The following is a 21,416-nucleotide window of genomic DNA, read 5'->3' on the forward strand; positions in this document are numbered from 1 at the left end:
GCGCGGTCCAGTGCATCGCGCCCGGATCGACCGCAAAACACCAACGGGGTTAAAACGACAGACGATGGGTTTGGTTCTCTTCGCCCTGTTTCTGGGCATTCCGATCGCCGAAATCGCACTGTTCGTCGTCATCGGCGAGCAAATCGGCGTGCTGGCCACCATCGCGATCGTGATCCTGACCGCGATCGCCGGCGCCTGGCTGGTCCGCCGGCAGGGGCTTGAAACGCTCGCAAAGGCGCGTGCCGACATCGACCGCAACGTCTTGCCGACGGGCGCGATGAGCGAAGGCCTGGCGATCCTCGTCGCCGGCGCGCTGCTGCTGACGCCCGGTTTCCTGACCGATGCGATCGGCTTCACGTTGCTGATCCCGCCGGCGCGGCGCACGATCGTCTCGGCAATCGCGCGCTGGCTCGCCGGCCGGGTCACCGTCGTCGAGATGGGCGGCGCCGGACCACGGCGCGGGACTGCCGGCGGACCGGGCGGCCGACACGGACGGCGGGACGACGTCATCGATGTCGAGGCCTACGAGATAGAGATCGACACGGATGGGACCGGCGATGCCAAGTCAGGCGATGCCAGGCTGGGCGATGCCAGGCTGGGCGATGCCGAGCCGGGCGATACGGGGTCCGGCGACACCCGGTCCGGCGGATCATCGGGTGGCGGATCTTCGGGAAGCGGCGGGCGTTCTCCATGGCGCAATCCGTGAGGGTGCGCGGAGCGGTGTCGGTTCCGCGCCGCTTGCCCCGCCTCGGGGTGACGTGTTAGCCAGCGGCGCGACACGCTAAAGAGCCCCCCGAGCGAGCCCGCAAGACTGCGAAGACCGGCTCGACGTCCTTTAGCGCCCCTCGAAACCGATTTACGGATCAACGCAACCTCCGGAGCGACATTCCATGACCAATGAAACCACCAATGGCGGCGGCGCGGCCGGAAGCGAGGGCGGCGCGGCCGCGACTGGCCAGCAGGCGGGCCCGAGCATCGAAGTGCTCGCCCAGTACATCAAGGACCTGTCTTTCGAGAACCCGCGCGCCCCGGTCTCCATGACAGAGCAGCGCACCGGCCAGCCGCCGATCAACTTCAACATCCAGGTCAACGCCAATCCGGCCGGCGAAGACCAGATCGAGGTCGAGCTCAAGCTGGAAGCCCGCGCGGGCGACGAGACGACCGTGATCTTCGCGCTCGAGCTGGTCTATTGCGGCCTGTTCCGGGTCCGCAACATTCCGCAGGAGCATTTCCAGCCGTTCGTCATGATCGAGTGCCCGCGCCTGCTGTTCCCGTTCGCGCGGCAGATCGTCGCCGACACGATCGGCGCGGGCGGTTTCCCGCCGGTGATGCTCGGCCTCATCGACTTTGCCTCGCTGTACCAGCAGCGCATGGCGCAGCAGCCGACGGCACAGGCCTGATATCCCGGCCGGCGCCGCGCAGTAACGGGGCGCCGACCGTTTCCCGGGGCTATTCCTCGGGAAGGGTCCGGTATTTACGCCAAATGGCGTCAGGACCGAGTTTGGCGATAAAGGCGGCGTGAGCCGCCTTTTCCGTTTCGCTGATCAGCGGGGCGAGCGGAACAGGGCGGGCCGAACGCGTCTCATCGGCGCCGCCGCGCGAGCCGGATGCAGTCTCGACCAGGGAAAGCGCGGCCTGCCGGCCGCCGATCAGCTCGATATAGACTTCGGCGAGCAGTTCGGCGTCGAGCAGGGCGCCGTGCTTGTCGCGGCGTGAATTGTCGATGCCGTAGCGACTGCACAGGGCGTCCAGATTGTTCGGACCGCCGGGATGGCGGCGGCGGGCCAGCATCAGCGTGTCGACCGCCTGGGCATAGGGGATCGGCGCGCGCCCGAGCGTCTCGAGTTCGTGGTTGAGGAAGCCCATGTCGAACGAGGCGTTGTGGATAATGAGCTTCGAATCGGCGACGAACTCGACGAACTGGTCGGCAATGTCGGCGAAGACGGGATAGTTGGCCAGGAACTCGATCGACAGCCCGTGCACGGCGAAGGCCTCGGCGGGCATGTCGCGCTCGGGATTTATGTAGAGGTGCAGGTTCCGGCCCGTCGGGATGTGGTTGAGCAGCTCGACGCCGCCGATCTCCACCACCCGGTCGCCGCCGGCCGGATTCAATCCGGTGGTCTCGGTGTCGAGCACGATCTCGCGCATCGGCGCGCCGATCCTCCCCCTTAGGTCCCGGACCATGCCGCCCGGCATGTCCCTGGACTGTTCATGCCGGGTCCGGGCTCAGCCCCGGCGTCTTCGTGCATAGGCCGCGCCCGATGAGGCGGCAAGGGCCCGCATGATATCGTCCACCTGTTTCTCCGCGAAGGCGAAGCCACGGCTGGTGTCGACGACGAAATGGGCGCGCCGGCGCTTTTCAGCGTCGGGCATCTGGCGGGCGAGGATCTTCTCGAACTTCTCCGCGCTCATGCCGCCGCGCTTCAGTACGCGTTCGCGCTGCACCGCGGCGGGGGCGGAGGCGAGCACCACCGCGTCGACACGCGCATCGCCGCCGACCTCGAGCAACAGCGGCACCTCGGCGACGGCGAAGCGACGGCCTTCGGCGAACGCCGTGTCGAGAAAAGCCGTTTCGCGCGCCTGCACCAGCGGATGAACGATTTTCTCGAGCCGTTTGATCGCCTGCTCGTCGCCGAGCACCACCTTCGACAGCCGATCGCGGTCGACCCTGCCGCCGACGATCGCATCGGGGAAGACGTCGCCGATCGGACCGACGGCCTCGTTCGCATAGAGGCGATGGACCTCCGCATCGGCATCGTGCACCGGCGCACCGCGGGCGGCGAACATGCGCCCGGTCGCCGACTTGCCCATGCCGATCGATCCGGTCAGGCCGATTATGAACATCAGGTCCCCTTGATATCTTTGACGAGAACGGCGCGCAGGTCCGCGGTCACCTCCGGGCGCACGCCGAACCATTTCTCGAAGCCCGGCACCGCCTGATGGAGCAGCATGCCGAGACCGTCGACGGCGTTCAGATTTCGCGCGCGCGCCGCTTTCAGGAGATTGGTCTCGAGCGGCACGTAGACGATATCGTTGACGATGGCATCGGGTGCGAGCGGTGCGAGATCGATCTCGAGCGGCGGCTTGCCCTGCATGCCGAGCGACGTCGTGTTGACGAGCAGGCGCGCACCCTCGAGCACCGTATCGATCGCGTCCCAGCCGTGGGCGATCGCCGCCGGGCCGAAGGCGCCGGCCAGGGCCGCGGCCCGGTCGAGCGAGCGGTTGACAACATCGATACGGCCGACACCGCGCGTCAGCAGACCGTGGACGATGCCACGCGCCGCACCACCGGCACCGAGCACCACGGCGCGGTCGAGGCCCGCGTCCCATCGCGGCGCGCCGGCATCGAGATTGGCGAGAAAGCCGTAGACGTCGGTATTGGCGCCGACGAGGTCTCCGTCCCGGTACCAGACCGTGTTGACCGCGCCGAGGCGCGCCGCGGTCTCGTCACGCACGGCGACGAGACGGGCGGCCGCTTCCTTGTGCGGCAGCGTGACGTTGCAGCCGACATAGCCGTGCGCGGAAAGCCCAGACAGGAAGGTCTCGAAATCCTCTGGCGCGATCTCCTCGATGACGTAGTCGCCGGCGATGCCGTAGCGTGTCAGCCAATGGCGGTGGATAAGCGGCGATCGCGAGTGCCTGGCCGGCCAGCCGATAACGCAAGCCGTTGGAATATCATTCATTTTTCGACGACGCCGAGTTTTCTCAGTTCAGCCAGAACCGGCAGGAGGGGCAGGCCGAGGATGGTCGCGTGATCGCCGTCGATGCGCTCGAAGAGCTGAAGACCGAGACCCTCGACCCGGTACGAGCCGACGCTGTCCAGCATGTCGTCGCCGGCGGCGGCGGTGTAGCGGCCGAGGAACTGCGGGGTGAAGTCGCGCATGGTCAGCGCCGCGGTTTCGAGCGTGGACCACACTTGCTGGCCGTCGCGCACGATCGCCACGGCGGCGTGCAGCAGATGGGTCTTGCCGCGCAGGCGAAGGAGATTCGAGCGGGCCTGGTCGATGCTCTCCGGCTTGACGAAGAGTTCGCCGTCGAGCTCGAGCGTCTGGTCGGCGCCGATGACGATGGCGCCAGGCCGATGAGCGCTTACGGCATCGGCCTTGGCGGCGGCCAGGACCGAGGCGACGTCGGCGGGCGGCAGATCCTCCTCGGTGTCCCGGACGACCGCGTCGATCATCGCGCGCTCGTCGAGACCAGACGGAACGGCTTCGACCTCCAGGCCGACGGCTTCGAGCAGGCCGCGGCGGGTGCGGCTGGCGGATGCCAGGACCACCGGTTTCAGGGCAAGCGGACGGTCATGGGTCATTGGCGTGCTCCTTGTAGTGGGCGAGGATCGCCGCAGCCGTTTCCTCGATGGACCGGCGGGTCACGTCGATCAGCGGCCAGCCCTGGCGGGCGCAGAGCTTTCGGGTGAAGGCGATCTCGGCTGCCACGCTCGACTTGTCGACATAAGAGGTGTTGTCGTCGGCATTCAGCGACAACAGCCGGTTCTGGCGGATCTGGACGATACGCTCGGGGCTGGCGATCAGCCCGACGATCAACGGCTTCGTCACCTCGTCGAGCTGCGGCGGCAAGGGGATGCCGGGCACCACGGGGATGTTGGCCGTCTTTATGCCGCGGTTGGCGAGATAGATGCTGGTCGGGGTTTTCGACGTGCGGGAAATGCCGACGAGGACGACGTCCGCTTCGTTCAGATCCTCCGGCATCTGCCCATCGTCGTGCAGCAGCGTGTAGTTCAGCGCGTCGATGCGGCGGAAATATTCCGTGTTGAGAACGTGCTGACCGCCGACGCGTGGCGTCGACTCGGTGCCGAGATAGGAGCGGAACACGCCGAGCACCGGCGCGAGCACCGATACGCAGGGCGTGCCGATCTCCTTGCAGCTCTTTTCGAGCCGCTCGCTGAGCTCGGCCCCGATCAGCGTATAGAGGACGATACCGGGCGCATCCTCGATGTCGGCTATGACGCGCTCGAGCTGCTTCTGCGACCGCACCAGCGGATAGACGTGTTCGATCGCACGCACCGAGGCGTATTGCGCGGCCGCCGCGCGCGCCACCGCGATCAGCGTCTCGCCGGTCGCGTCCGAGACCAGGTGCAGATGGACGTAGCTATGAATGCGATCCGGCATCGGCTTGTTAAGACCTGTGGAGAACCTGGTCGTTATCCCCGGCTCACGGGCCCGGTGGGGAATCCTATCGGCTGACTTAGCGTTTGACCCGCTCGGTCATCAACAGGTTCTTCCGTCCAGGTACGGAATCCGGGATGCCCGGTTGATTTCGTTAATAATGGGTAAACATGCTGGGCCGGTTTTCGGATCGACCCGACGAGTCATTGAATTTATTAATGAAATCTTAACGGCACGAACCGCGACGAAATGCGGCTTGCCAGATCATTTTGGGACCGGTGTTGTGGACAGACTTTAATCCCGCTAGTTGGCTCTCTAAGAATCAGAATCGAAGGAATCCTCTCTCTTTGACTCTATTGAAAGAAGACCGTCTACCTGTTGATCGTCGGGTGGCGAAGGTTCTGGCAGGCGAGCGATACGACGTGCCGCCCGTCTGGATGATGCGGCAGGCAGGACGGTATCTGCCCGAGTACCGAGAGGTACGGGCGCGCTATCCCAGTTTCCTCGACCTGTGCTACACGCCGGACGCCGCGACCGAGGTGACGCTGCAGCCGATACGGCGGTTCGGGTTCGACGCGGCGATCCTGTTCTCCGACATCCTGGTCGTGCCGGACGCGCTCGGACAGCCGGTACGGTTCGAGCAGGGCGAAGGGCCCAGGCTCGCGCCGCTATCGGGAGGCGCGGATATCGCGGCGCTGACGCCGGAGAGGATCGCCAGCCATCTCTCACCGGTGTTCGAGACCGTGGAGCGGGTACGGGCGGGCCTGCCCGACGAAGTGACGCTGCTGGGCTTCTGCGGGGCGCCGTGGACGGTCGCAACCTACATGATCGCCGGTCAGGGTACGCCGGATCAGCGGCCGGCGCGGATGATGGCCTATGGCGAGCCGGAGCTGTTCCAGCAGCTGATCGATATTCTGGTCGAGGCGTCGGCCGACTATCTGATCCGTCAGCTCAGGGCCGGCGCCGACGCGATCCAGATCTTCGATACCTGGGCGGGCGTGCTCGACGAGGACGGTTTTCGGCGCTGGGCGATCGAGCCGACGCGGCGGATCATCGACACGGTGCGCGCCGAGATTCCGGGGACGCGGGTGATCGGTTTCCCGCGCGGGGCCGGGGTGCGCGCCAGGGCCTATGTCGAGGGCACGGGGATCGACGCGATCGGTCTCGACTGGACCATGCCGGTGGCGTTCGCGCGTGACACCCTGCAGCCGGTGACGGCGGTGCAGGGCAATGTCGATCCGCTGGCGTTGCTGTCCGGCGGCAAGGCGCTGGACGAAAGCGTCGACCGGATCCTGGAAACGCTGTCGGCGGGGCGGCTGATCTTCAACCTGGGCCACGGGATCCTGCCGGAGACGCCGATAGCCCACGTCGAATCGATGCTGGATCGCGTTCGGAAGGGCACGGGGTGAGCGAGGGGCCGCGCCGCGGGCTTGTCCTGAGGGCCGTCGGTGGTGTCGGCGTCGCGGCGGTCCTGTTCGGCGGTCTGGCGGTCTGGCAGCCGTCGGCGCTGTATCTGTGGCTGAAGGCGTTTCACCTGATCGCGGTGATCTCGTGGATGGCGGGCATGCTCTATCTGCCGCGGCTGTTCGTCTACCATTGCGACGCGGAGCCGGGTTCGGCGCAGTCCGAGACGTTCAAGGTGATGGAGCGCAGGCTTCTGCGGTTCATCATAAACCCGGCCATGGTGGTGACCTGGGCGCTGGGATTGTGGCTCGCCTGGGACGGGGGCTGGTGGACGTCCGGCTGGTTCCACGCGAAGTTCGCGCTGGTGATCGCGCTTTCGGCCGTGCACGGCATGTTTTCGGGCTATGTCCGCGCCTTCGCGGAGGATCGCAACAGCCATACGGCGCGATTCTATCGGATCATGAACGAGGTGCCGACGCTATTGATGGTCATCATCGTCATTCTCGTGATCGTGAAGCCGTTCTGATCGAAACTGACGTGGAATACTTGTGGCGTCTTGTGAGGCGGTATATATAATCGCCCGACTCACCTAATCGAGCGTAGGACACCGATCCGCCCGTCTCGGGTGCAAGTCCCAGCCTCGTGAACCTCCACAAAAACGATGGACCCGATTCTTTTCGCCGGTCCACGCCCCCCGAACCACTCAGGCGTATACCGCCACAGGAGTTTACCGCCGATGCGGGAAATGAAGCTTCAGGAGCTCAAGGCGAAGTCGCCTCCGGAGCTGCTCGCCTTTGCCGAAAGCCTGGAAGTCGAAAACGCCAGCGGCCTGCGGAAGCAGGAGCTGATGTTCGCGATTCTCAAGCAGCTCGCGGCGCAGGACGTCGAAATCGTCGGCGAAGGCGTCGTCGAGGTGCTGCAGGACGGATTCGGCTTCCTGCGTTCGCCCGACGCGAACTATCTGCCGGGACCGGACGACATCTATGTCAGCCCGAGCCAGATCCGACGGTTCAGCCTGCGCACCGGCGATACGGTGGAAGGCATGATCCGCAGCCCCAAGGAGGGCGAACGGTACTTCGCGCTGCTCAAGGTCAACACGATCAATTTCGAGGATCCTGAGAAGGCACGCCATAAGATCAATTTCGACAACCTGACGCCGCTTTACCCGGAAGATCGCTTCAACATGGAGGTTGAAGTTCCGACGGGGAAGGACATGTCGGCCCGGGTCATCGATCTGGTCGCTCCGCTCGGCAAGGGCCAGCGCGGCCTGATCGTGGCGCCGCCGCGGACCGGCAAGACGGTTCTGCTGCAGAACATCGCCCATTCGATCACGACCAATCACCCCGAGTGCTATCTGATCGTCCTCCTGATCGACGAGCGCCCGGAAGAAGTGACCGACATGCAGCGGTCGGTGAAGGGGGAGGTGATCTCCTCGACCTTCGACGAGCCGGCCGCGCGCCATGTCCAGGTCGCGGAAATGGTGATCGAGAAGGCCAAGCGTCTTGTGGAGCACGGTCGCGACGTCGTCATCCTGCTCGATTCGATCACGCGCCTGGGTCGTGCCTACAACACCGTCGTGCCGTCCTCGGGCAAGGTTCTGACCGGTGGTGTCGACGCCAATGCGCTGCAGCGGCCGAAGCGTTTCTTCGGCGCGGCGCGCAATATCGAGGAAGGCGGCTCGCTGACGATCATCGCGACGGCGCTGATCGATACCGGCAGCCGCATGGACGAAGTGATCTTCGAAGAGTTCAAGGGCACCGGCAATTCGGAAATCATCCTCGACCGCAAGGTCGCCGACAAACGCGTATTCCCGTCCATGGACATCACGCGGTCTGGCACGCGCAAGGAAGAACTACTGGTCTCGCCCGACAAGCTCAAGAAGATGTACGTTCTGCGCCGCATCCTCAATCCGATGGGGACGGTGGACGCCATCGAGTTCCTGCTCGACAAGCTCCGGCAGACGAAGGGCAATGACGAGTTCTTCGATTCGATGAACACCTGAACACCGGATTGCTTACCGTGAGACATGGAGGCCGGGCCCCGCGGGGCCCGGCCTTTTCGTTTGAGCGGCCGATCGATGATGCGGGCGGTGTCGTTTGGCCGAAGTGACTTCGCGGAATATTTGTTAATCGTTTAGGTTTCCCGGTAGCAATGGATTTAGATGGGAGAACCCGGATGTTTTTCGGGGGGAAAGGCGTTTCGGCGCCGGCAGGACTTTTCTTCCTTGTAATGGCGGTGGCTGCGATGATGATTTCCAGTTCGCCTGCGTCCGCCAAGAGGGTGTCCTTTTCGGTTCCCGTCAGCAGCACCGTCATGCTCGGTAACGTGGAATACGAGGCGGGCGGCGCGCTTCTGGACGATGTCGGTGCCGCCGGCATCGCAGCAAGATCAAGGTGTTCTTTGTCTTCGTCACAGCGCCTGCAGCTTGCACCCTGAAATTCGAGGCGGGCGGCTACAACGGCGATCCGACATTCCTACGCCCGCGCGGCGGGCCGTTTGTAAGCCGGGCGCTTCCGTGGGTTGGCGTTCGCAAGGCGTTCATTCTTGAGTCGGATGGGATCCTGAGCGATAGGAAGCCCGGCGATATGTTTGGGCTGGAAATGGTGAGGTATAACACCGACGCTGCCGATTCCTGCGGAAACGTGATCCTCTCGGGGGTTACGGTTAAGTACAAGGCGAAGAAAAAGTAGCGCGTTCAGGTCGGATCGAGCGCGTCCTTCAATCCATTCGGATCCGTTACGGGCAGCGAGCAGGTGTCGCCGCGGCAGACATAGGCGGTGACGTGTCCGTCGACCTGGACCTTGCCGTGGGCGGGATGGCAGGACGGCAATTCTTCGCCTGGCCGAAGCACGATCAGCGATCGATTCGGATCCGGAACGCGATTCACGATCGAAAGGAAGCCTTTCAGGTCGTCGTCGGGTTTTCCGATCAACACGACCTGCAGGCCGGTCGTACGCACGGCGAGGGCGGACAGCAGGCTCGCGTGGCCGACGGGATTTTGTGCCGCATCGGAAGCAAAGGCGGCGAGAAGGCGGTCGGCGCGAGCGAGGAAGCGGTCTTCGCCGGTCAGGTGATAGAGACGGGCGAGGACCGTGGCGGCGACGCCGTTCGGATTTGCGGTGGCCTCGTCGACGCCGGAGCGCATCCGGATGGTCACATCGTTGGCGTCGGACGCGGCAAGGCGATAGCTGCCGTCCTCGCCGACGTGCCAGGTCTCCAGCAGGTCGGCAAGCGAGATCGCATCATCGAGATAGGGACGATTGCCGGTCGCGTCTGCCAGGGCGAGGGCAGCGGACGTCATTGCGGCATAGTCGGTGGAAAAGCCGGGCCACGTCATCTTGCCCGCGCGGTATGCGTGGGCGATGCGGCCGTCGCGGATCATCGAGTCGGTGACGAAACGATAGGCGGTTTCGGCGAGAGCGATCCAGGCCGGGCGCCCGAACGTCCGTCCGGCATAGGCGAGGGCGGCGATCATCATGCCGTTCCAGTCGGCGAGGACCTTGTCATCGCGGCCGGGATGGACACGCGGGTCCCGGGCGTGGAACAGGATTGCCCGGGCTTCGGCCAGGCGCGATTCGTCGGTTTCGGACAGTGGGAACGGATCGTCGAGGCGATTGAGGATGTTACGGCCCTCGAAGTTGCCCGCTTCGGTGACGTCATAGGCTTTGGCGAAAAGGGCGCCGTTATCGCCGAGGAGGCCGTCGATCTCCGCCTTGTCCCAGACGTAGAAGCGGCCTTCCTCACCTTCCGAATCGGCGTCGAGGCTTGCAGCGAAGGCGGTGCCCTCGGCGATCATCTCCCGCGTCAGCCAATCGACCGTTTCTTCGATTCGGGAGCGAAACAGGGGATTTCCTGTCCTGATCCACGCCGTGGTCAGCAGGTCGATGAGCTGGGCATTGTCGTAGAGCATCTTCTCGAAATGCGGCACCAGCCAGCGCTCGTCGACGGCATAGCGGGCGAAGCCACCGCCGAGATGATCGTAGATTCCGCCGCGGGCGATCCTCGAAAGGGTGTGCTCGACCGATTCGAAAAAGCGTGTCTCGCCGGTCATCAGGCCGGCGCGCCAGACGAGATCGTGGATCGGAGCTTGCGGAAACTTGGGCGCGCCGTTGAGGCCGCCGTTCACGGGATCGAAGATCTCGAGCAATCTTCCGGCGATCGCCGGGACGATGTTGGGGGATAGTTGGCCCGGATCGGTCGCGGCAGGTGCTAGACGGGCGGTGATGGCGGCGCGGTTCTGTTCGATCTTGCCGGGGTCGTCGCGGAAGATACCGGCGATGTGCTTGAGGACGTCGACGAAGCCGGGCCGGCCGTAACGGGCGGTCTTGGGGAAATAGGTTCCGCCCCAGAACGGATCGCCGTCAGGGGTCAGAAACATGGTCAGCGGCCATCCGCCGTGCTCGCCGAGTTGATGCAGCGCGGCCATATAGAGCTGGTCGATATCGGGGCGTTCCTCGCGGTCGACCTTGATGTTGACGAACAGATCGTTCATCCAGCGGGCGGTTTCGGGATCCTCGAAGCTCTCGTGGGCCATAACATGGCACCAGTGGCAGGCGGCGTAGCCGATCGACAGGAGGATTGGCTTGCCGGAGGCTCTGGCTTCGGCGAGCGCATCCGTTCCCCAGGGGCGCCAGTGGACCGGATTGTCGGCGTGCTGGAGGAGATAGGGGCTGGTTTCTTGGCTGAGGCGGTTTTCGGTCATGCGGTTTTTGCGGGTTCCGTAGGATATCTAAGGCGGTGGCGGTGAAGTGACAGGGCAGTGTGATCCGGTGGAGACCGACACGATCTTCGCGGTGTCTAGCGGCGCGGGCAAGGCCGGCGTCGCGGTCGTGCGGGTGTCGGGTCCGGCGTCGGCTCGGTCGGTTGAACGTCTGGCCGGGTCGGTTCCGCCTGCCCGGGTCGCGTCGGTACGGTCGATTCGGGGGCGGAACGGCGAGGCGATCGACAAGGGGCTGGTGCTGTGGATGCCGGGTCCGGCAAGCTTCACCGGCGAGGACTGCGTCGAGTTCCATGTCCATGGCGGCCGCGCCGTCGTGGCGGGGCTGATCGAGGCGCTGTCGGGGTTCCACGGCTTGCGGGCGGCCGAAGCCGGAGAGTTTGCCAGGCGGGCGTTCGCTAACGGCAAACTCGACCTGACCGAGGTCGAGGGGCTCGCCGATCTGATCGACGCGGAGACCGAGGCGCAGCGGCGTCAGGCCCTGCGGCAACTCGAGGGCCGGGCCGGTCGGGTGTTCGACACCTGGCGGGAACGGCTGATCGGCATTCTGGCCCTGTGCGAAGCGGGGATCGATTTCGCCGACGAGGATGATGTGCCGGCCGGGGTGAGCGGGCAGGTCGGCCCGGCGATCGCGGATTTGTGCGCGGAAATGGCGCGGGAGCTCGCCGACGGTGGCCGTGGAGAGATGATTCGCGACGGTGTTACGGTGGTCATCGCCGGTGAGCCGAATGTCGGAAAATCGAGCCTGATCAATGCATTGGCACGTCGCGACGTAGCGATTGTCTCGGAGCTGCCGGGGACGACGCGGGACGCGATCGCGGTGCGCCTCGATCTCGCCGGCGTTCCGGTAACGGTGGTTGATACGGCGGGTATTCGCGAAACGGCCGATGCGATTGAGACCGAAGGGGTACGGCGTGCGCGCGATCACGCGGCGCGGGCCGACCTTGTTCTGTGGCTGGTCGAACGGGGCACGGAACAGAACGGGGATTTGGCTGTTGGTGGATCGGAAGCCTGGTTTGTCGAGACCAAGGTCGATGTCAGAGGCGGGGAGGCCGGGCTGCTGACGGATGATCGGTTCGGTATTTCGGCGAAGACCGGGTCGGGGATCGCCGCGCTTATCGAGGCTCTGGCGACGTGGATCGGCGATCGAGTCGGAAGCGGAACGGATTCGCTGATCACACGGGCGCGGCATCGCACCGAAACGATGACGGCGCTTGCGGCGCTGGAACGGGCGGGGCGGCTCGACTACGTGGCGGATGGGGACCTCGTCGCCGAGGAACTGCGGGCGGCGGCGAACGCGCTCGGGCGCATTACCGGCCGGATCGATGTCGAGGACGTGCTGGATGCGATCTTCGGGCAATTCTGCATCGGCAAGTAAGGGGCGATCGGAATCGGAATGTTTCACGTGAATCACGGTTAACGGCCTGACCGCCGGTAGGCCGGATTCACGTGAAACAGCTGTCGGGCCCAATCAGACCTTGGCAGCGGCGGGGCAATCACTGTAATCAGCGCGTCTAATGACGCACAGACAGACATACGACGTCGTGGTGATCGGGGGCGGCCATGCGGGCTGCGAGGCCGCCGCGGCCGCCGCGCGCGCCGGCGCGACCGTGGCTCTTATCACCCAGGACCCGGCGAAGATCGGCGAGATGTCCTGCAATCCCGCGATCGGTGGGGTCGGCAAGGGTCACCTGGTTCGTGAGATCGACGCGCTGGACGGGCTGATGGGCCGGGTCGCGGATCGGGCAGGCATCCAGTTCCGGCTCCTGAACCGGCGCAAGGGCCCGGCCGTGCGCGGACCGCGTGCGCAGGCCGACAGGAAAATGTATCGCGCAGCGATGCAGGCCGAACTGGCGGATATCGGTAATCTCTATATCGTAGGCGGCGAGGCTGCGGATTTGGTCGTCGACGGCAATCGAGTCGGTGGCGTAACGACCGTTGACGGTCGGCACTTCTCCTCGGGCGCCGTCGTCGTGACGACCGGGACTTTCCTGCGCGGTCTCATTCATCTCGGTGAGAAGACGTGGCCCGCAGGTCGGGTCGGAGACAATCCGTCGGTGCGGCTGGCCGAGCGGATCGACTCCTTCGGGTTCCGTCTCGGACGGCTGAAGACGGGTACACCGCCGCGGCTCGATGGCCGGACGATCGATTGGGCGTCCCTGCAGCGCCAGCCCGGCGATACCGAACCGGTGCCTTTTTCCTTTTTGACCACAAAGATCCAGACGCCGCAGATCGATTGCCACATCACCCGGACCGTCGCGCGCACACATGAGATCATAGAGGCGAATCTCGGCCGATCCGCGATGTATTCCGGGCGGATCGAGAGCCGGGGGCCGCGCTATTGCCCCTCGATCGAGGACAAGGTCGTCCGCTTCGCCGATCGTGACAGCCACCAGATCTTCCTGGAGCCGGAGGGCCTGGACGACGATACCGTCTATCCGAACGGGATATCGACGTCGCTGCCCGAGGACGTCCAGAAGGCGATCGTCGAATCCATGCCCGGGCTGGAGCGGGCCGTCATCCTGCGGCCTGGCTATGCGATCGAGTACGACTTCGTCGATCCGCGCGAGCTCGAGCCGACATTGCAGACGAAGCGAGTCGCGGGGCTTTTCCTGGCCGGTCAGATCAACGGCACGACCGGATACGAGGAGGCGGCCGCGCAGGGCCTGTTGGCGGGATTGAACGCCGGTCGATTCGCATCCGGAACAGATGGGATCGTGATCGATCGGTCCGATGCCTATACCGGCGTTATGATCGATGACCTGGTCATGCGCGGGGTCAGCGAGCCCTATCGCATGTTTACCTCGCGGGCCGAATACCGGTTGACCCTGCGGGCCGACAACGCGGATCAGCGGTTGACGGGGTGGGGGATCGAACTCGGCTGTGTCGGCAATGAGCGGGCCCGGGGGTTCGAGGCGAAGATGGCCGCCCTGGAGGAGGCCAAGGTGCTTGCCGGTTCGCTCAGCCTGACACCGCAAGAGGCCGCGCGGCACGGGCTGACACTCAATCATGATGGACAGCGCCGGTCGGCCCTGGATCTGCTTGCCTATACGGATATCGACATGGCGCGGCTCGTTTCTGTCTGGCCGGAACTCGGTGCGCTACCGAAACAGATTGGCGAACAGCTCGAGATCGAGGCGCGCTATGCCGTCTATCTCGACAGGCAGAAGGCCGATATCGACCGGTTCCGGCGCGACGAAAATTTGGAGATGCCCGCGGATATGGATTTCGCGGGGATATCGGGGCTGACGAACGAGATCCGCGAGAAGCTGTCGACGGTCCGGCCGCGCTCGGTCGGACAGGCGGCGCGGATCGAAGGCATGACGCCGGCGGCGTTGCTCCTTCTCGCCGCCCACCTGCGGCGGCGCAGCGGCGGTCGCAAGAGTGCGTAGCAATTCCAAAATTGATTCGGATGCGGATCGGGCGGACGGTCTGGCGCTCGTGCGCGGCCTCGTCGACGTTTCACGTGAAACAGAGGCAAAACTGGATAACTACGTGGACGAGCTCAAAAAGTGGAGCAAAGCCAAGAACCTGGTTGGTCCGGATACGCTTTCGAGCCTGTGGACAAGGCATATAGCCGATTGTGCACAGGCTGTGGCTTGTGCGCCCGGCGCCCGGCGCTGGGTGGATCTGGGCTCGGGCGCCGGATTGCCGGGCATGGTCGTCGCGATCCTCATGGCCGAGAAATCGGGCGCCGCGGTGCATCTGGTCGAATCACTGTCGGGCAAGTGCGCCTTCCTGCGCGCCGCCGCGCGGCGCACCGGCGCGCCCGCGACCGTGCACTGCGAGCGAATAGAGACATTCGTCGAACGGTGGCACGACCCCGTCGACGTGGTGACCGCCAGGGCGCTCGCACCATTGGAAAAGCTGTTGAAAATGGCCGCTCCGATGATCGCGCGCGGGGCTATCGCGGTTTTCCACAAGGGCCAAGATGTAGAGCGTGAATTGACCCGGGCCTCAACATGTTGGAGATTTAGCTACAGACTCGTACCGAGCCGGACACAAGCGGGCAGTGCCCTGGTCATCGTTGATGACTGTGTCCGCAAAAGCGCCTAAAGACCTGTAGATCGTATCCGGAGGCCTGCCGCATGACACCGCGCGTCATTACCATCGCCAACCAGAAGGGCGGGGTCGGCAAGACGACCACGACCATTAATCTGGGGACCGCGCTTGCCGCCATCGGCGAACGTGTCCTCGTCGTCGATCTCGATCCACAGGGCAATGCCTCGACCGGCCTCGGCATCGACCGCAACATGCGCGACCGGTCGGTCTACGATGTGCTGACCGGCGAGAGGAGCCTGGTCGACGGTATCATGGACACCGCGGTGCCGCGGCTTTCGGTGGTGCCCTCGACCCTCGATCTGCTCGGGTTCGAGCAGGAGGTGATGGGCGCGCACGACCGGTCCTTCCGGCTGCGCAACGCGATCCGGCAACCTTTCGGGGCCGGGGCGGCGCACGACGACGACGATTTCGGCATCGACTACGTGCTGATCGATTGTCCGCCTTCGTTGAACCTGCTGACCATCAACGCGCTGAGCGCGGCCAACTCGGTGCTGGTTCCGCTGCAATGCGAGTTCTTCGCGCTGGAGGGCCTGAGCCAGCTCCTGCAGACGGTCGAACACGTCAAGACCGCCCTGAACCCGTCGCTGTCGATCCACGGCATCGTGCTGACCATGTTCGACCGCCGCAACAACCTGTCGGGGCAGGTGGTCGACGACGTGCGCCGGCATATGGGCCAGAACGTCTACGAAACGGTGATCCCGCGCAACGTGCGGGTGTCCGAGGCGCCGTCGTTCGGAAAGCCGGTGCTGCTCTATGACATGCACTGCGCCGGAAGCCAGGCGTATATTCGACTCGCATCCGAAATAATCCAGCGTGAACGCCGCCTGAGGGCTGCTTGACCCTTACGTAACCGTAACTCGATTCGGATCCGCAACAATGACGATGGCGAAACCCGCAGCGACGACAATGGCGAAGAAGGAAGACGGCGGCCAAGGCGGCCCGTCGCGGCTCGGACGCGGCCTTGCCGCGCTGATCGGCGATGTCGATACCGAGAAATCGGCGCTGGACCGTGCCCGCGGCCAGCGGCGGATCCCGATTGAGTTCCTGCGCCCCAATCCGCGCAACCCGCGCAAGCGTTTCGGCGACGACGATCTCGCGGATCTTGCTGCGTCGATCCGCGAAAAGGGAATCGTGCAGCCGATCCTGGTGCGCGCCACGCCGGAGGATGCCGACCGGTTCGAGATCATCGCCGGCGAGCGGCGCTGGCGCGCGGCCCAGCGCGCCGGCCTGCACGAGGTGCCGGTCGTCGTCCACAAGGTCGGCGACCGCGAGGCCCTCGAGATCGCGATCATCGAGAACGTCCAGCGCGCCGATCTCAATCCGCTCGAGGAGGCCGAAGGCTACCAGCGCCTCATCGACGAGTTCGCCTATACCCAGGCGGAGCTCGGCGACGTCATAGGAAAGAGTCGAAGCCACGTCGCTAACACATTGAGATTATTGAAACTTCCAAATCCTGTCCAGGACATGATCGCCGATGGCAGCCTGAGCGCGGGGCATGCCCGCACGCTCGTCACCCACGACGATCCCGAGAACCTGGCGCGGGAAATCATCGAAAGCGGCCTCAATGTCCGCGAGGCCGAGGCGCTGATGAAGCGGCCGGAGAAGACCGCGCACGAACCCGCAACGGCGTCCGACAAGGACGCGGACACCCGGGCGATCGAGAAGCGCCTGTCCGACGCGCTCGGCCTGGCCGTCGACCTCAGGCACAAGCCATCGGGCACCGGCGAGCTCAGGATCCGCTACAAGACGCTGGAACAGCTCGACGGCGTCATCGACCGTCTCGTCAACAAATAGGGTATTCGGGGCTACCGCCCCTGACGCGGGCCGCGCGCGGCGCCGGCAAGCGTGATCAGCGCGCGGCTGGTCATCGCGTCGGCGAGGTCGGGTTCGAGCCGAACGCTTGCTTCGGTCGCCGCGATCAGCTCGAGGGCTCGGCCCAGCGCCTCCGGCGACCACAATCCGAGCTGGCGGCGGAACCCGTTCTGGCGCTTGAAGAATACCGGAGGGCGCAGCTCGCGCATGGCGGCGTCGGCGGTTGCGCCGCGATCGATCTTCAGCCGCGCCTCCGACAATTGCATGAAATGGCGCGACAGCGCGGAAACGACGCTGCCCGGCGCGGTGCCGGCGGCAAGGCAGCGGCGCAGCACGAGATCGGCCTGGCCGGCGTCGCCCACGGCGGTCGAATCGATCAGCACGTCCAGCTCGAGCGCCGAGGCGTCGCCGACGACGGCGCCGACATCCTCGATCTCGACGCGCTCGCGGCCGTGGCAATAGGTGGCGAGCTTGCGCAATTCGCCGCGCGAGGCGAGGCGGTCGCCGCCGAGAAGGCGCGTCAATGCCGCCCGCGCGTCGGGGCTGACCTGCAACCCGGCCGCCGCCATCTCTTCGGTGACGAGGGTCTCGACCGCGCGGGCGTCGTCGACATAGCAGGGGATGGCAACGGCCTGGTCGGACTTCTCGATCGCCTTGCGCAGCGGCGAGGACGGTTTCAGGTCGCCGCCCTCGATGACGACGATGGCCTCGCGCGGCGGATCGGACAGCAGCGGCTGCACGGCGGGCAAAATGTTCTTCGAGCCGGCAGGGACGCGGATTGCCCTCCGGCCGCCAAACATCGGCACCGAATGGGCTTCCTCGGCAAGGCGCTCCGGCGCGCCGGGCAGGCCGTCGCCCTCGATCACGGCGCGCGCCATGGGGTCGGCGTCCGGCCCCAGGAAGCCGTCGATGATCGCCCGCGCCCGTTCACCGACGAGGCCGGTATCGGGGCCGTAGACCAGGGCGACCGGCTTGTCGGGTCGTTTGAGGAAACGGCCGACCGCTTCGCCCTTGAGCGCGGTCATAGCTGCGGCGCGCCGTAGGTCTGTTCCTGGTCGTCGAAGATGGTGTCGCCCGTCGTCGTCAGCTCGTCGTCGTCGGGTTCGGCCGTGTCGACCGCCTTGTAGCTCTTGCCGGTGGCGAAGAAGGAGGCGAGCCGCAGGTGGATATCGGCGGCGACTTCCTTGGCGGCGCGGTTCTCCGCGTCGATCATCGCGCGATCGTTGGAAAAACGCTGGTTGAAATAGTCCATCGAGGCGACCCGCGTGACCGTCCCCGACGTCAGCGTTCCTTCCTCGCCCACCTTCTTGAGCGTATAGCGGACCTGGAGGCGCATGTTGCGGCCGCCGGGCAGGCCGGAAATCGACCGGGTCAGCACGTTGGTGTAGCGCGACCGGACGTTGAGCTCGACCATGTAGCTGCCGCCGGATTCGGCGCCGCCGTTCATGTTGAACAGGAGGTCGTTGCGGATCTTCTGGCCGACGCGTCCCTCGACCGGCGCAACGTCAACATCGGCGAGCGCCGTGGTGGTCATGCCACCGGTGCCGGTCGCTGCCGGGCCGTAAAGGGGCTGCACCTGGCAGCCGCCGAGGAACGTCGCGACGAGGAGGCCGAGCGCGAGGGCGGCTTTGCGCGGCAATGCGAAATCAGGCGACCACATTCACGATCCTCTGGGGCACGACGATGATCTTGCGCACCGGCTTGTCGCCGATGGCGCGCTGGACGCCGGTCAGCGCCAGCGCGGCAGCCTCGATCGCAGACTGATCCGCATCGCGGGAAATGACAAGCTCGTCGCGGCGCTTGCCGTTCACCTGAACCGGCAGCGTCACCGTGTCCTCGACCAGAAGCGCGGGATCGACCTGCGGCCAGTCGGCCGTCGCGAGCAGGCTGTCATGGCCGAGAACCCGCCAGGATTCCTCGGCCAGATGCGGCACCATCGGCGCGGAAATTTGGACGATGACCTCGGCCGCCTCGCGCAGCGCCCAGCCGAGATCGGCCGCGGTCGCGCCGTTGGACGTCGAGCCGAGCACGGCGGTCACCGCGTTGACCACCTCGTAGACATGGGCGATGGCGCGGTTGAAACGCAGTTCCTCGATATCCTTGGACACCGCGGCGAGGGCCTTGTGCGTCACCCGGCGCAGCGCCTCGGCCTCGGACCCGAAAGCCTCGGGACTCGCGGTGCCGACGGGCGGGGCGAGTTCGGCGACCTGTCCGACCAGCCGCCACAGCCGCTGGACGAAGCGCCAGGCGCCCTCGACGCCGGATTCGGTCCACTCGCTGTCGCGCTCCGGCGGGGTGTCGGAGAGCATGAACCAGCGCGCGGCGTCGACGCCGTAGGTCTCGACGATCGCTTCCGGCGAGACGACGTTCTTGCGCGACTTCGACATCTTCTCCGGCGCGCCGACCGTGACCGCGGAGCCATCGGCGCGGGCGACGACCGAGCCGTCCTCGCGGTGCTCCACCTCTTCGGGGAACATCCACTGCCCTTGCGGGCCGCGATAGGTCTCGTGGGTGATCATGCCCTGCGTGAACAGGCCCCGGAACGGCTCGTCCAGCGTGGTGTGGCCGGTCTTCTTCATCGCGCGCAGGAAGAAGCGCGAATACAGCAGGTGCAGGACGGCGTGCTCGATGCCGCCGATATACTGGTCGACCGGCAGCCAGTCGTCGACGGCCTTGCGGTCGACGACGGCGGTATCGCGCGGCGAACAGAAGCGGGCGAAGTACCACGAGGAATCGACGAACGTGTCCATCGTGTCGGTCTCGCGCCGCGCGGCCTTGCCGCAGGACGGACAGTCGACATGCTTCCAGGTGGGATGGTGGTCGAGCGGATTGCCGGGCTTGTCGAAGGTCGCATCGTCGGGCAGCAGCACCGGCAGGTCGGTTTCCGGCACAGGGACAATTCCGCAGGAATCACAGTGGATTACGGGAATCGGGCAGCCCCAGTAGCGCTGCCGCGAGATGCCCCAGTCGCGCAGGCGGAAATTCACCTTGCGCGCGCCGGTGCCGGCGGCCTCCATGCGGTCGGCGATCTCTTCCTTCGCCTGCGCCACGCTCATGCCGTCCAGGAATTCGGAGTTGATCAGCACCACCGCCTCGCCGTCCTTCTCGACGAAGGCCTCGTCGACGACGTCGAACGTCGCCGGGTCGGCATCGGCCGGGGCGACGACGGGAATGACCGGCAAGTCGTACTTGCGGGCGAAGTCGAGGTCGCGCTGGTCGTGCGCCGGACAGCCGAAGACGGCGCCTTCGCCGTAGCCCATCAGCACGAAGTTGGCGACATAGACCGGCAGCGTCACGTCGGGGCGGAACGGATGGACCGCGTAGAGCCCGGTCGCAAAGCCCTTCTTCTCGGCCCGCTCGATGGCCTCCTCGCTGGTGCCGAGCGCGGCGCATTCGCGCCGGAAGGCCTCCAGATCCGGATTGGTCTCGGCAAGCCGCTTGGCCAGCGGATGATCCGGCGAGACGGCGCAGAAGCTCGCGCCGAAGATGGTGTCGTGGCGGGTGGTGTAGACGACGAGCGGCTCGTCGACGGCCTTGCCGTCGCCGTCGACCATGTCGAAGGAAAAGCGCAGGCCCTCGGAGCGGCCGATCCAGTTGCGCTGCATCAGGCGCACCTTGTCGGGCCAGTTGTCGAGCGTGTCGATGGCGTCGAGCAGCTCCTGGGCGTAGTCGGTGATCCGGAAGAACCACTGCGCCAGCTCGCGCTTCTCCACCGGCGCGCCGGAGCGCCAGCCGCGCCCGTCGATCACCTGTTCGTTGGCGAGCACGGTCTGGTCGACCGGGTCCCAGTTGACCAGCGAGGTGTGGCGCTCGACCAGGCCCGCCTTCAGGAACTCGACGAACAGCAGCTGCTGCTTGGAATAGTATTCCGGATCGCAGGTCGCCAGTTCGCGGTTCCAGTCGATCGACAGGCCGAGCAGCCTGAGCTGGGCCTTCATCGTCTCGATGTTCTCGTAGGTCCATTCCTTGGGATGGACCTTCTTCTCGATCGCAGCGTTCTCGGCGGGCAGGCCGAAGGCATCCCAGCCCATGGGATGCAGGACGTTGAAGCCCTTGGCGCGCTTGTAGCGCGCCACCACGTCGCCCATCACATAGTTGCGGCCGTGGCCGATATGGATCTTGCCCGACGGATAGGGGAACATCTCGAGCACGTAGTACTTCGGCCGGGGGTCGTCGTTATCGGTCGTGAAGACCTTCTCGTCGTCCCAGACTTTCTGCCAACGCGCTTCGGATTCGCGGGGATTGTAGCGTTCGTTCGCCATTCGATGAGGTTCGGTCGCTTGAAGTTTCGCGTA

20 protein-coding genes are annotated in these 21,416 nt (G+C 65.5%); 11 read left to right on the plus strand and 9 right to left on the minus strand.

The window, feature by feature from the left end:
* The first annotated feature begins 64 nt into the window (after nt 1–64).
* Complete coding sequence (locus ACSF9G_RS19070; RefSeq protein WP_436643716.1) at nt 65–706, plus strand: FxsA family protein; 642 nt, start codon at nt 65–67, stop codon at nt 704–706.
* A 184-nt stretch (nt 707–890) separates the two neighbouring features.
* Entirely contained in the window at nt 891–1,400 is a 510-nt protein-coding gene (gene secB / locus ACSF9G_RS19075; protein ID WP_436643717.1) for a protein-export chaperone SecB, read from the plus strand.
* Nucleotides 1,401–1,449: 49 nt separating this feature from the next.
* Here secB and dnaQ read toward each other — a convergent pair whose 3' ends face one another.
* From dnaQ to ACSF9G_RS19100, 5 genes are all read right to left on the minus strand, one after another.
* Complete coding sequence (dnaQ, locus tag ACSF9G_RS19080; RefSeq protein ID WP_436643718.1) at nt 1,450–2,148, minus strand: DNA polymerase III subunit epsilon; 699 nt, start codon at nt 2,146–2,148, stop codon at nt 1,450–1,452.
* Between the two features lie 78 nt (nt 2,149–2,226).
* A complete protein-coding gene (gene coaE, locus ACSF9G_RS19085; protein WP_436643719.1) occupies nt 2,227–2,844 on the minus strand; it encodes a dephospho-CoA kinase in 618 nt (205 codons plus the stop codon).
* A complete protein-coding gene (locus ACSF9G_RS19090; RefSeq protein WP_436643720.1) occupies nt 2,844–3,683 on the minus strand; it encodes a shikimate dehydrogenase in 840 nt (279 codons plus the stop codon). Before ACSF9G_RS19090 ends, coaE begins: the two co-directional genes overlap by 1 nt.
* Entirely contained in the window at nt 3,680–4,309 is a 630-nt protein-coding gene (locus ACSF9G_RS19095) for a Maf family protein (protein ID WP_436643721.1), read from the minus strand. Before ACSF9G_RS19095 ends, ACSF9G_RS19090 begins: the two co-directional genes overlap by 4 nt.
* Nucleotides 4,299–5,129 carry a pyruvate, water dikinase regulatory protein gene (locus ACSF9G_RS19100; RefSeq protein ID WP_436643722.1) on the minus strand — a complete coding sequence of 277 codons (831 nt, stop codon included), beginning with the start codon at nt 5,127–5,129 and terminating at the stop codon, nt 4,299–4,301. The genes ACSF9G_RS19095 and ACSF9G_RS19100 overlap by 11 nt, the downstream gene beginning before the upstream one ends.
* A 434-nt stretch (nt 5,130–5,563) precedes the next feature.
* Here ACSF9G_RS19100 and hemE point away from each other — a divergent pair, with 434 nt between their 5' ends.
* The 4 genes from hemE to ACSF9G_RS19120 all read left to right on the plus strand — a co-directional run bounded on the left by hemE (nt 5,564) and on the right by ACSF9G_RS19120 (nt 9,220).
* Entirely contained in the window at nt 5,564–6,535 is a 972-nt protein-coding gene (gene hemE / locus ACSF9G_RS19105) for a uroporphyrinogen decarboxylase (protein WP_436644036.1), read from the plus strand.
* Nucleotides 6,532–7,056, plus strand: coding sequence for a protoporphyrinogen oxidase HemJ (hemJ, locus tag ACSF9G_RS19110; protein WP_436643723.1), 525 nt, complete (start codon nt 6,532–6,534; stop codon nt 7,054–7,056). The genes hemE and hemJ overlap by 4 nt, the downstream gene beginning before the upstream one ends.
* Nucleotides 7,057–7,266: 210 nt before the next feature.
* Complete coding sequence (rho, locus tag ACSF9G_RS19115; RefSeq protein WP_436643724.1) at nt 7,267–8,532, plus strand: transcription termination factor Rho; 1,266 nt, start codon at nt 7,267–7,269, stop codon at nt 8,530–8,532.
* A gap of 391 nt (nt 8,533–8,923) precedes the next feature.
* The gene (locus tag ACSF9G_RS19120) at nt 8,924–9,220 is read left to right on the plus strand and encodes a hypothetical protein (RefSeq protein WP_436643725.1); all 297 of its coding nucleotides are present in this window, start codon (nt 8,924–8,926) and stop codon (nt 9,218–9,220) included.
* 5 nt (nt 9,221–9,225) lie between these two features.
* Here ACSF9G_RS19120 and ACSF9G_RS19125 read toward each other — a convergent pair whose 3' ends face one another.
* Nucleotides 9,226–11,232 carry a thioredoxin domain-containing protein gene (locus ACSF9G_RS19125; protein WP_436643726.1) on the minus strand — a complete coding sequence of 669 codons (2,007 nt, stop codon included), beginning with the start codon at nt 11,230–11,232 and terminating at the stop codon, nt 9,226–9,228.
* 67 nt (nt 11,233–11,299) lie between these two features.
* On the opposite strand from ACSF9G_RS19125, the gene mnmE reads away from it, so the two are divergent.
* The 5 genes from mnmE (at nt 11,300) to ACSF9G_RS19150 (ending at nt 17,103) form a co-directional block, all read left to right on the plus strand.
* Nucleotides 11,300–12,625, plus strand: a complete 1,326-nt coding sequence (mnmE, locus tag ACSF9G_RS19130) for a tRNA uridine-5-carboxymethylaminomethyl(34) synthesis GTPase MnmE (protein ID WP_436644037.1) — start codon at nt 11,300–11,302, stop codon at nt 12,623–12,625.
* A gap of 139 nt (nt 12,626–12,764) precedes the next feature.
* Nucleotides 12,765–14,639 carry a tRNA uridine-5-carboxymethylaminomethyl(34) synthesis enzyme MnmG gene (gene mnmG, locus ACSF9G_RS19135; protein ID WP_436643727.1) on the plus strand — a complete coding sequence of 625 codons (1,875 nt, stop codon included), beginning with the start codon at nt 12,765–12,767 and terminating at the stop codon, nt 14,637–14,639.
* Complete coding sequence (rsmG, locus tag ACSF9G_RS19140; protein WP_436643728.1) at nt 14,632–15,303, plus strand: 16S rRNA (guanine(527)-N(7))-methyltransferase RsmG; 672 nt, start codon at nt 14,632–14,634, stop codon at nt 15,301–15,303. The genes mnmG and rsmG overlap by 8 nt, the downstream gene beginning before the upstream one ends.
* 32 nt (nt 15,304–15,335) lie before the next feature.
* Entirely contained in the window at nt 15,336–16,148 is an 813-nt protein-coding gene (locus tag ACSF9G_RS19145) for a ParA family protein (RefSeq protein ID WP_436643729.1), read from the plus strand.
* Nucleotides 16,149–16,215: 67 nt separating this feature from the next.
* The gene (locus ACSF9G_RS19150; RefSeq protein ID WP_436644038.1) at nt 16,216–17,103 is read left to right on the plus strand and encodes a ParB/RepB/Spo0J family partition protein; all 888 of its coding nucleotides are present in this window, start codon (nt 16,216–16,218) and stop codon (nt 17,101–17,103) included.
* A gap of 11 nt (nt 17,104–17,114) precedes the next feature.
* Here the strand turns inward: ACSF9G_RS19150 and holA are convergent, their stop codons facing one another.
* Genes holA through leuS form a run of 3 tightly spaced genes read right to left on the minus strand, consistent with a single transcriptional unit; the run spans nt 17,115 to nt 21,383 of the window.
* Nucleotides 17,115–18,146: a DNA polymerase III subunit delta gene (gene holA, locus ACSF9G_RS19155; protein ID WP_436643730.1), complete on the minus strand. Its 1,032-nt coding sequence runs from the start codon at nt 18,144–18,146 to the stop codon at nt 17,115–17,117.
* Nucleotides 18,143–18,781 carry a hypothetical protein gene (locus ACSF9G_RS19160; protein WP_436643731.1) on the minus strand — a complete coding sequence of 213 codons (639 nt, stop codon included), beginning with the start codon at nt 18,779–18,781 and terminating at the stop codon, nt 18,143–18,145. The genes holA and ACSF9G_RS19160 overlap by 4 nt, the downstream gene beginning before the upstream one ends.
* On the minus strand, nt 18,768–21,383 hold the full coding sequence (gene leuS / locus ACSF9G_RS19165; protein ID WP_436643732.1) for a leucine--tRNA ligase: 2,616 nt from the start codon (nt 21,381–21,383) through the stop codon (nt 18,768–18,770). Before leuS ends, ACSF9G_RS19160 begins: the two co-directional genes overlap by 14 nt.
* Nucleotides 21,384–21,416: the final 33 nt, after the last annotated feature.

This window comes from Microbaculum mangrovi (assembly GCF_051390635.1).
Classification (GTDB): Bacteria; Pseudomonadota; Alphaproteobacteria; order Rhizobiales; family Tepidamorphaceae; genus Microbaculum.

Bases quoted from the DNA above. Each gene is read 5' to 3' on its own strand.
- holA (WP_436643730.1), bottom strand. From the start codon at position 18,146: ATGACCGCGCTCAAGGGCGAAGCGGTCGGCCGTTTCCTCAAACGACCC.
- secB (WP_436643717.1), top strand. From the start codon at position 891: ATGACCAATGAAACCACCAATGGCGGCGGCGCGGCCGGAAGCGAGGGC.
- mnmG (WP_436643727.1), top strand. From the start codon at position 12,765: ATGACGCACAGACAGACATACGACGTCGTGGTGATCGGGGGCGGCCAT.
- ACSF9G_RS19090 (WP_436643720.1), bottom strand. From the start codon at position 3,683: ATGAATGATATTCCAACGGCTTGCGTTATCGGCTGGCCGGCCAGGCAC.
- ACSF9G_RS19160 (WP_436643731.1), bottom strand. From the start codon at position 18,781: ATGTGGTCGCCTGATTTCGCATTGCCGCGCAAAGCCGCCCTCGCGCTC.
- ACSF9G_RS19145 (WP_436643729.1), top strand. From the start codon at position 15,336: ATGACACCGCGCGTCATTACCATCGCCAACCAGAAGGGCGGGGTCGGC.
- ACSF9G_RS19150 (WP_436644038.1), top strand. From the start codon at position 16,216: ATGGCGAAGAAGGAAGACGGCGGCCAAGGCGGCCCGTCGCGGCTCGGA.
- ACSF9G_RS19100 (WP_436643722.1), bottom strand. From the start codon at position 5,129: ATGCCGGATCGCATTCATAGCTACGTCCATCTGCACCTGGTCTCGGAC.
- rho (WP_436643724.1), top strand. From the start codon at position 7,267: ATGCGGGAAATGAAGCTTCAGGAGCTCAAGGCGAAGTCGCCTCCGGAG.
- leuS (WP_436643732.1), bottom strand. From the start codon at position 21,383: ATGGCGAACGAACGCTACAATCCCCGCGAATCCGAAGCGCGTTGGCAG.
- ACSF9G_RS19070 (WP_436643716.1), top strand. From the start codon at position 65: ATGGGTTTGGTTCTCTTCGCCCTGTTTCTGGGCATTCCGATCGCCGAA.
- dnaQ (WP_436643718.1), bottom strand. From the start codon at position 2,148: ATGCGCGAGATCGTGCTCGACACCGAGACCACCGGATTGAATCCGGCC.
- coaE (WP_436643719.1), bottom strand. From the start codon at position 2,844: ATGTTCATAATCGGCCTGACCGGATCGATCGGCATGGGCAAGTCGGCG.
- ACSF9G_RS19095 (WP_436643721.1), bottom strand. From the start codon at position 4,309: ATGACCCATGACCGTCCGCTTGCCCTGAAACCGGTGGTCCTGGCATCC.
- ACSF9G_RS19125 (WP_436643726.1), bottom strand. From the start codon at position 11,232: ATGACCGAAAACCGCCTCAGCCAAGAAACCAGCCCCTATCTCCTCCAG.
- hemE (WP_436644036.1), top strand. From the start codon at position 5,564: ATGATGCGGCAGGCAGGACGGTATCTGCCCGAGTACCGAGAGGTACGG.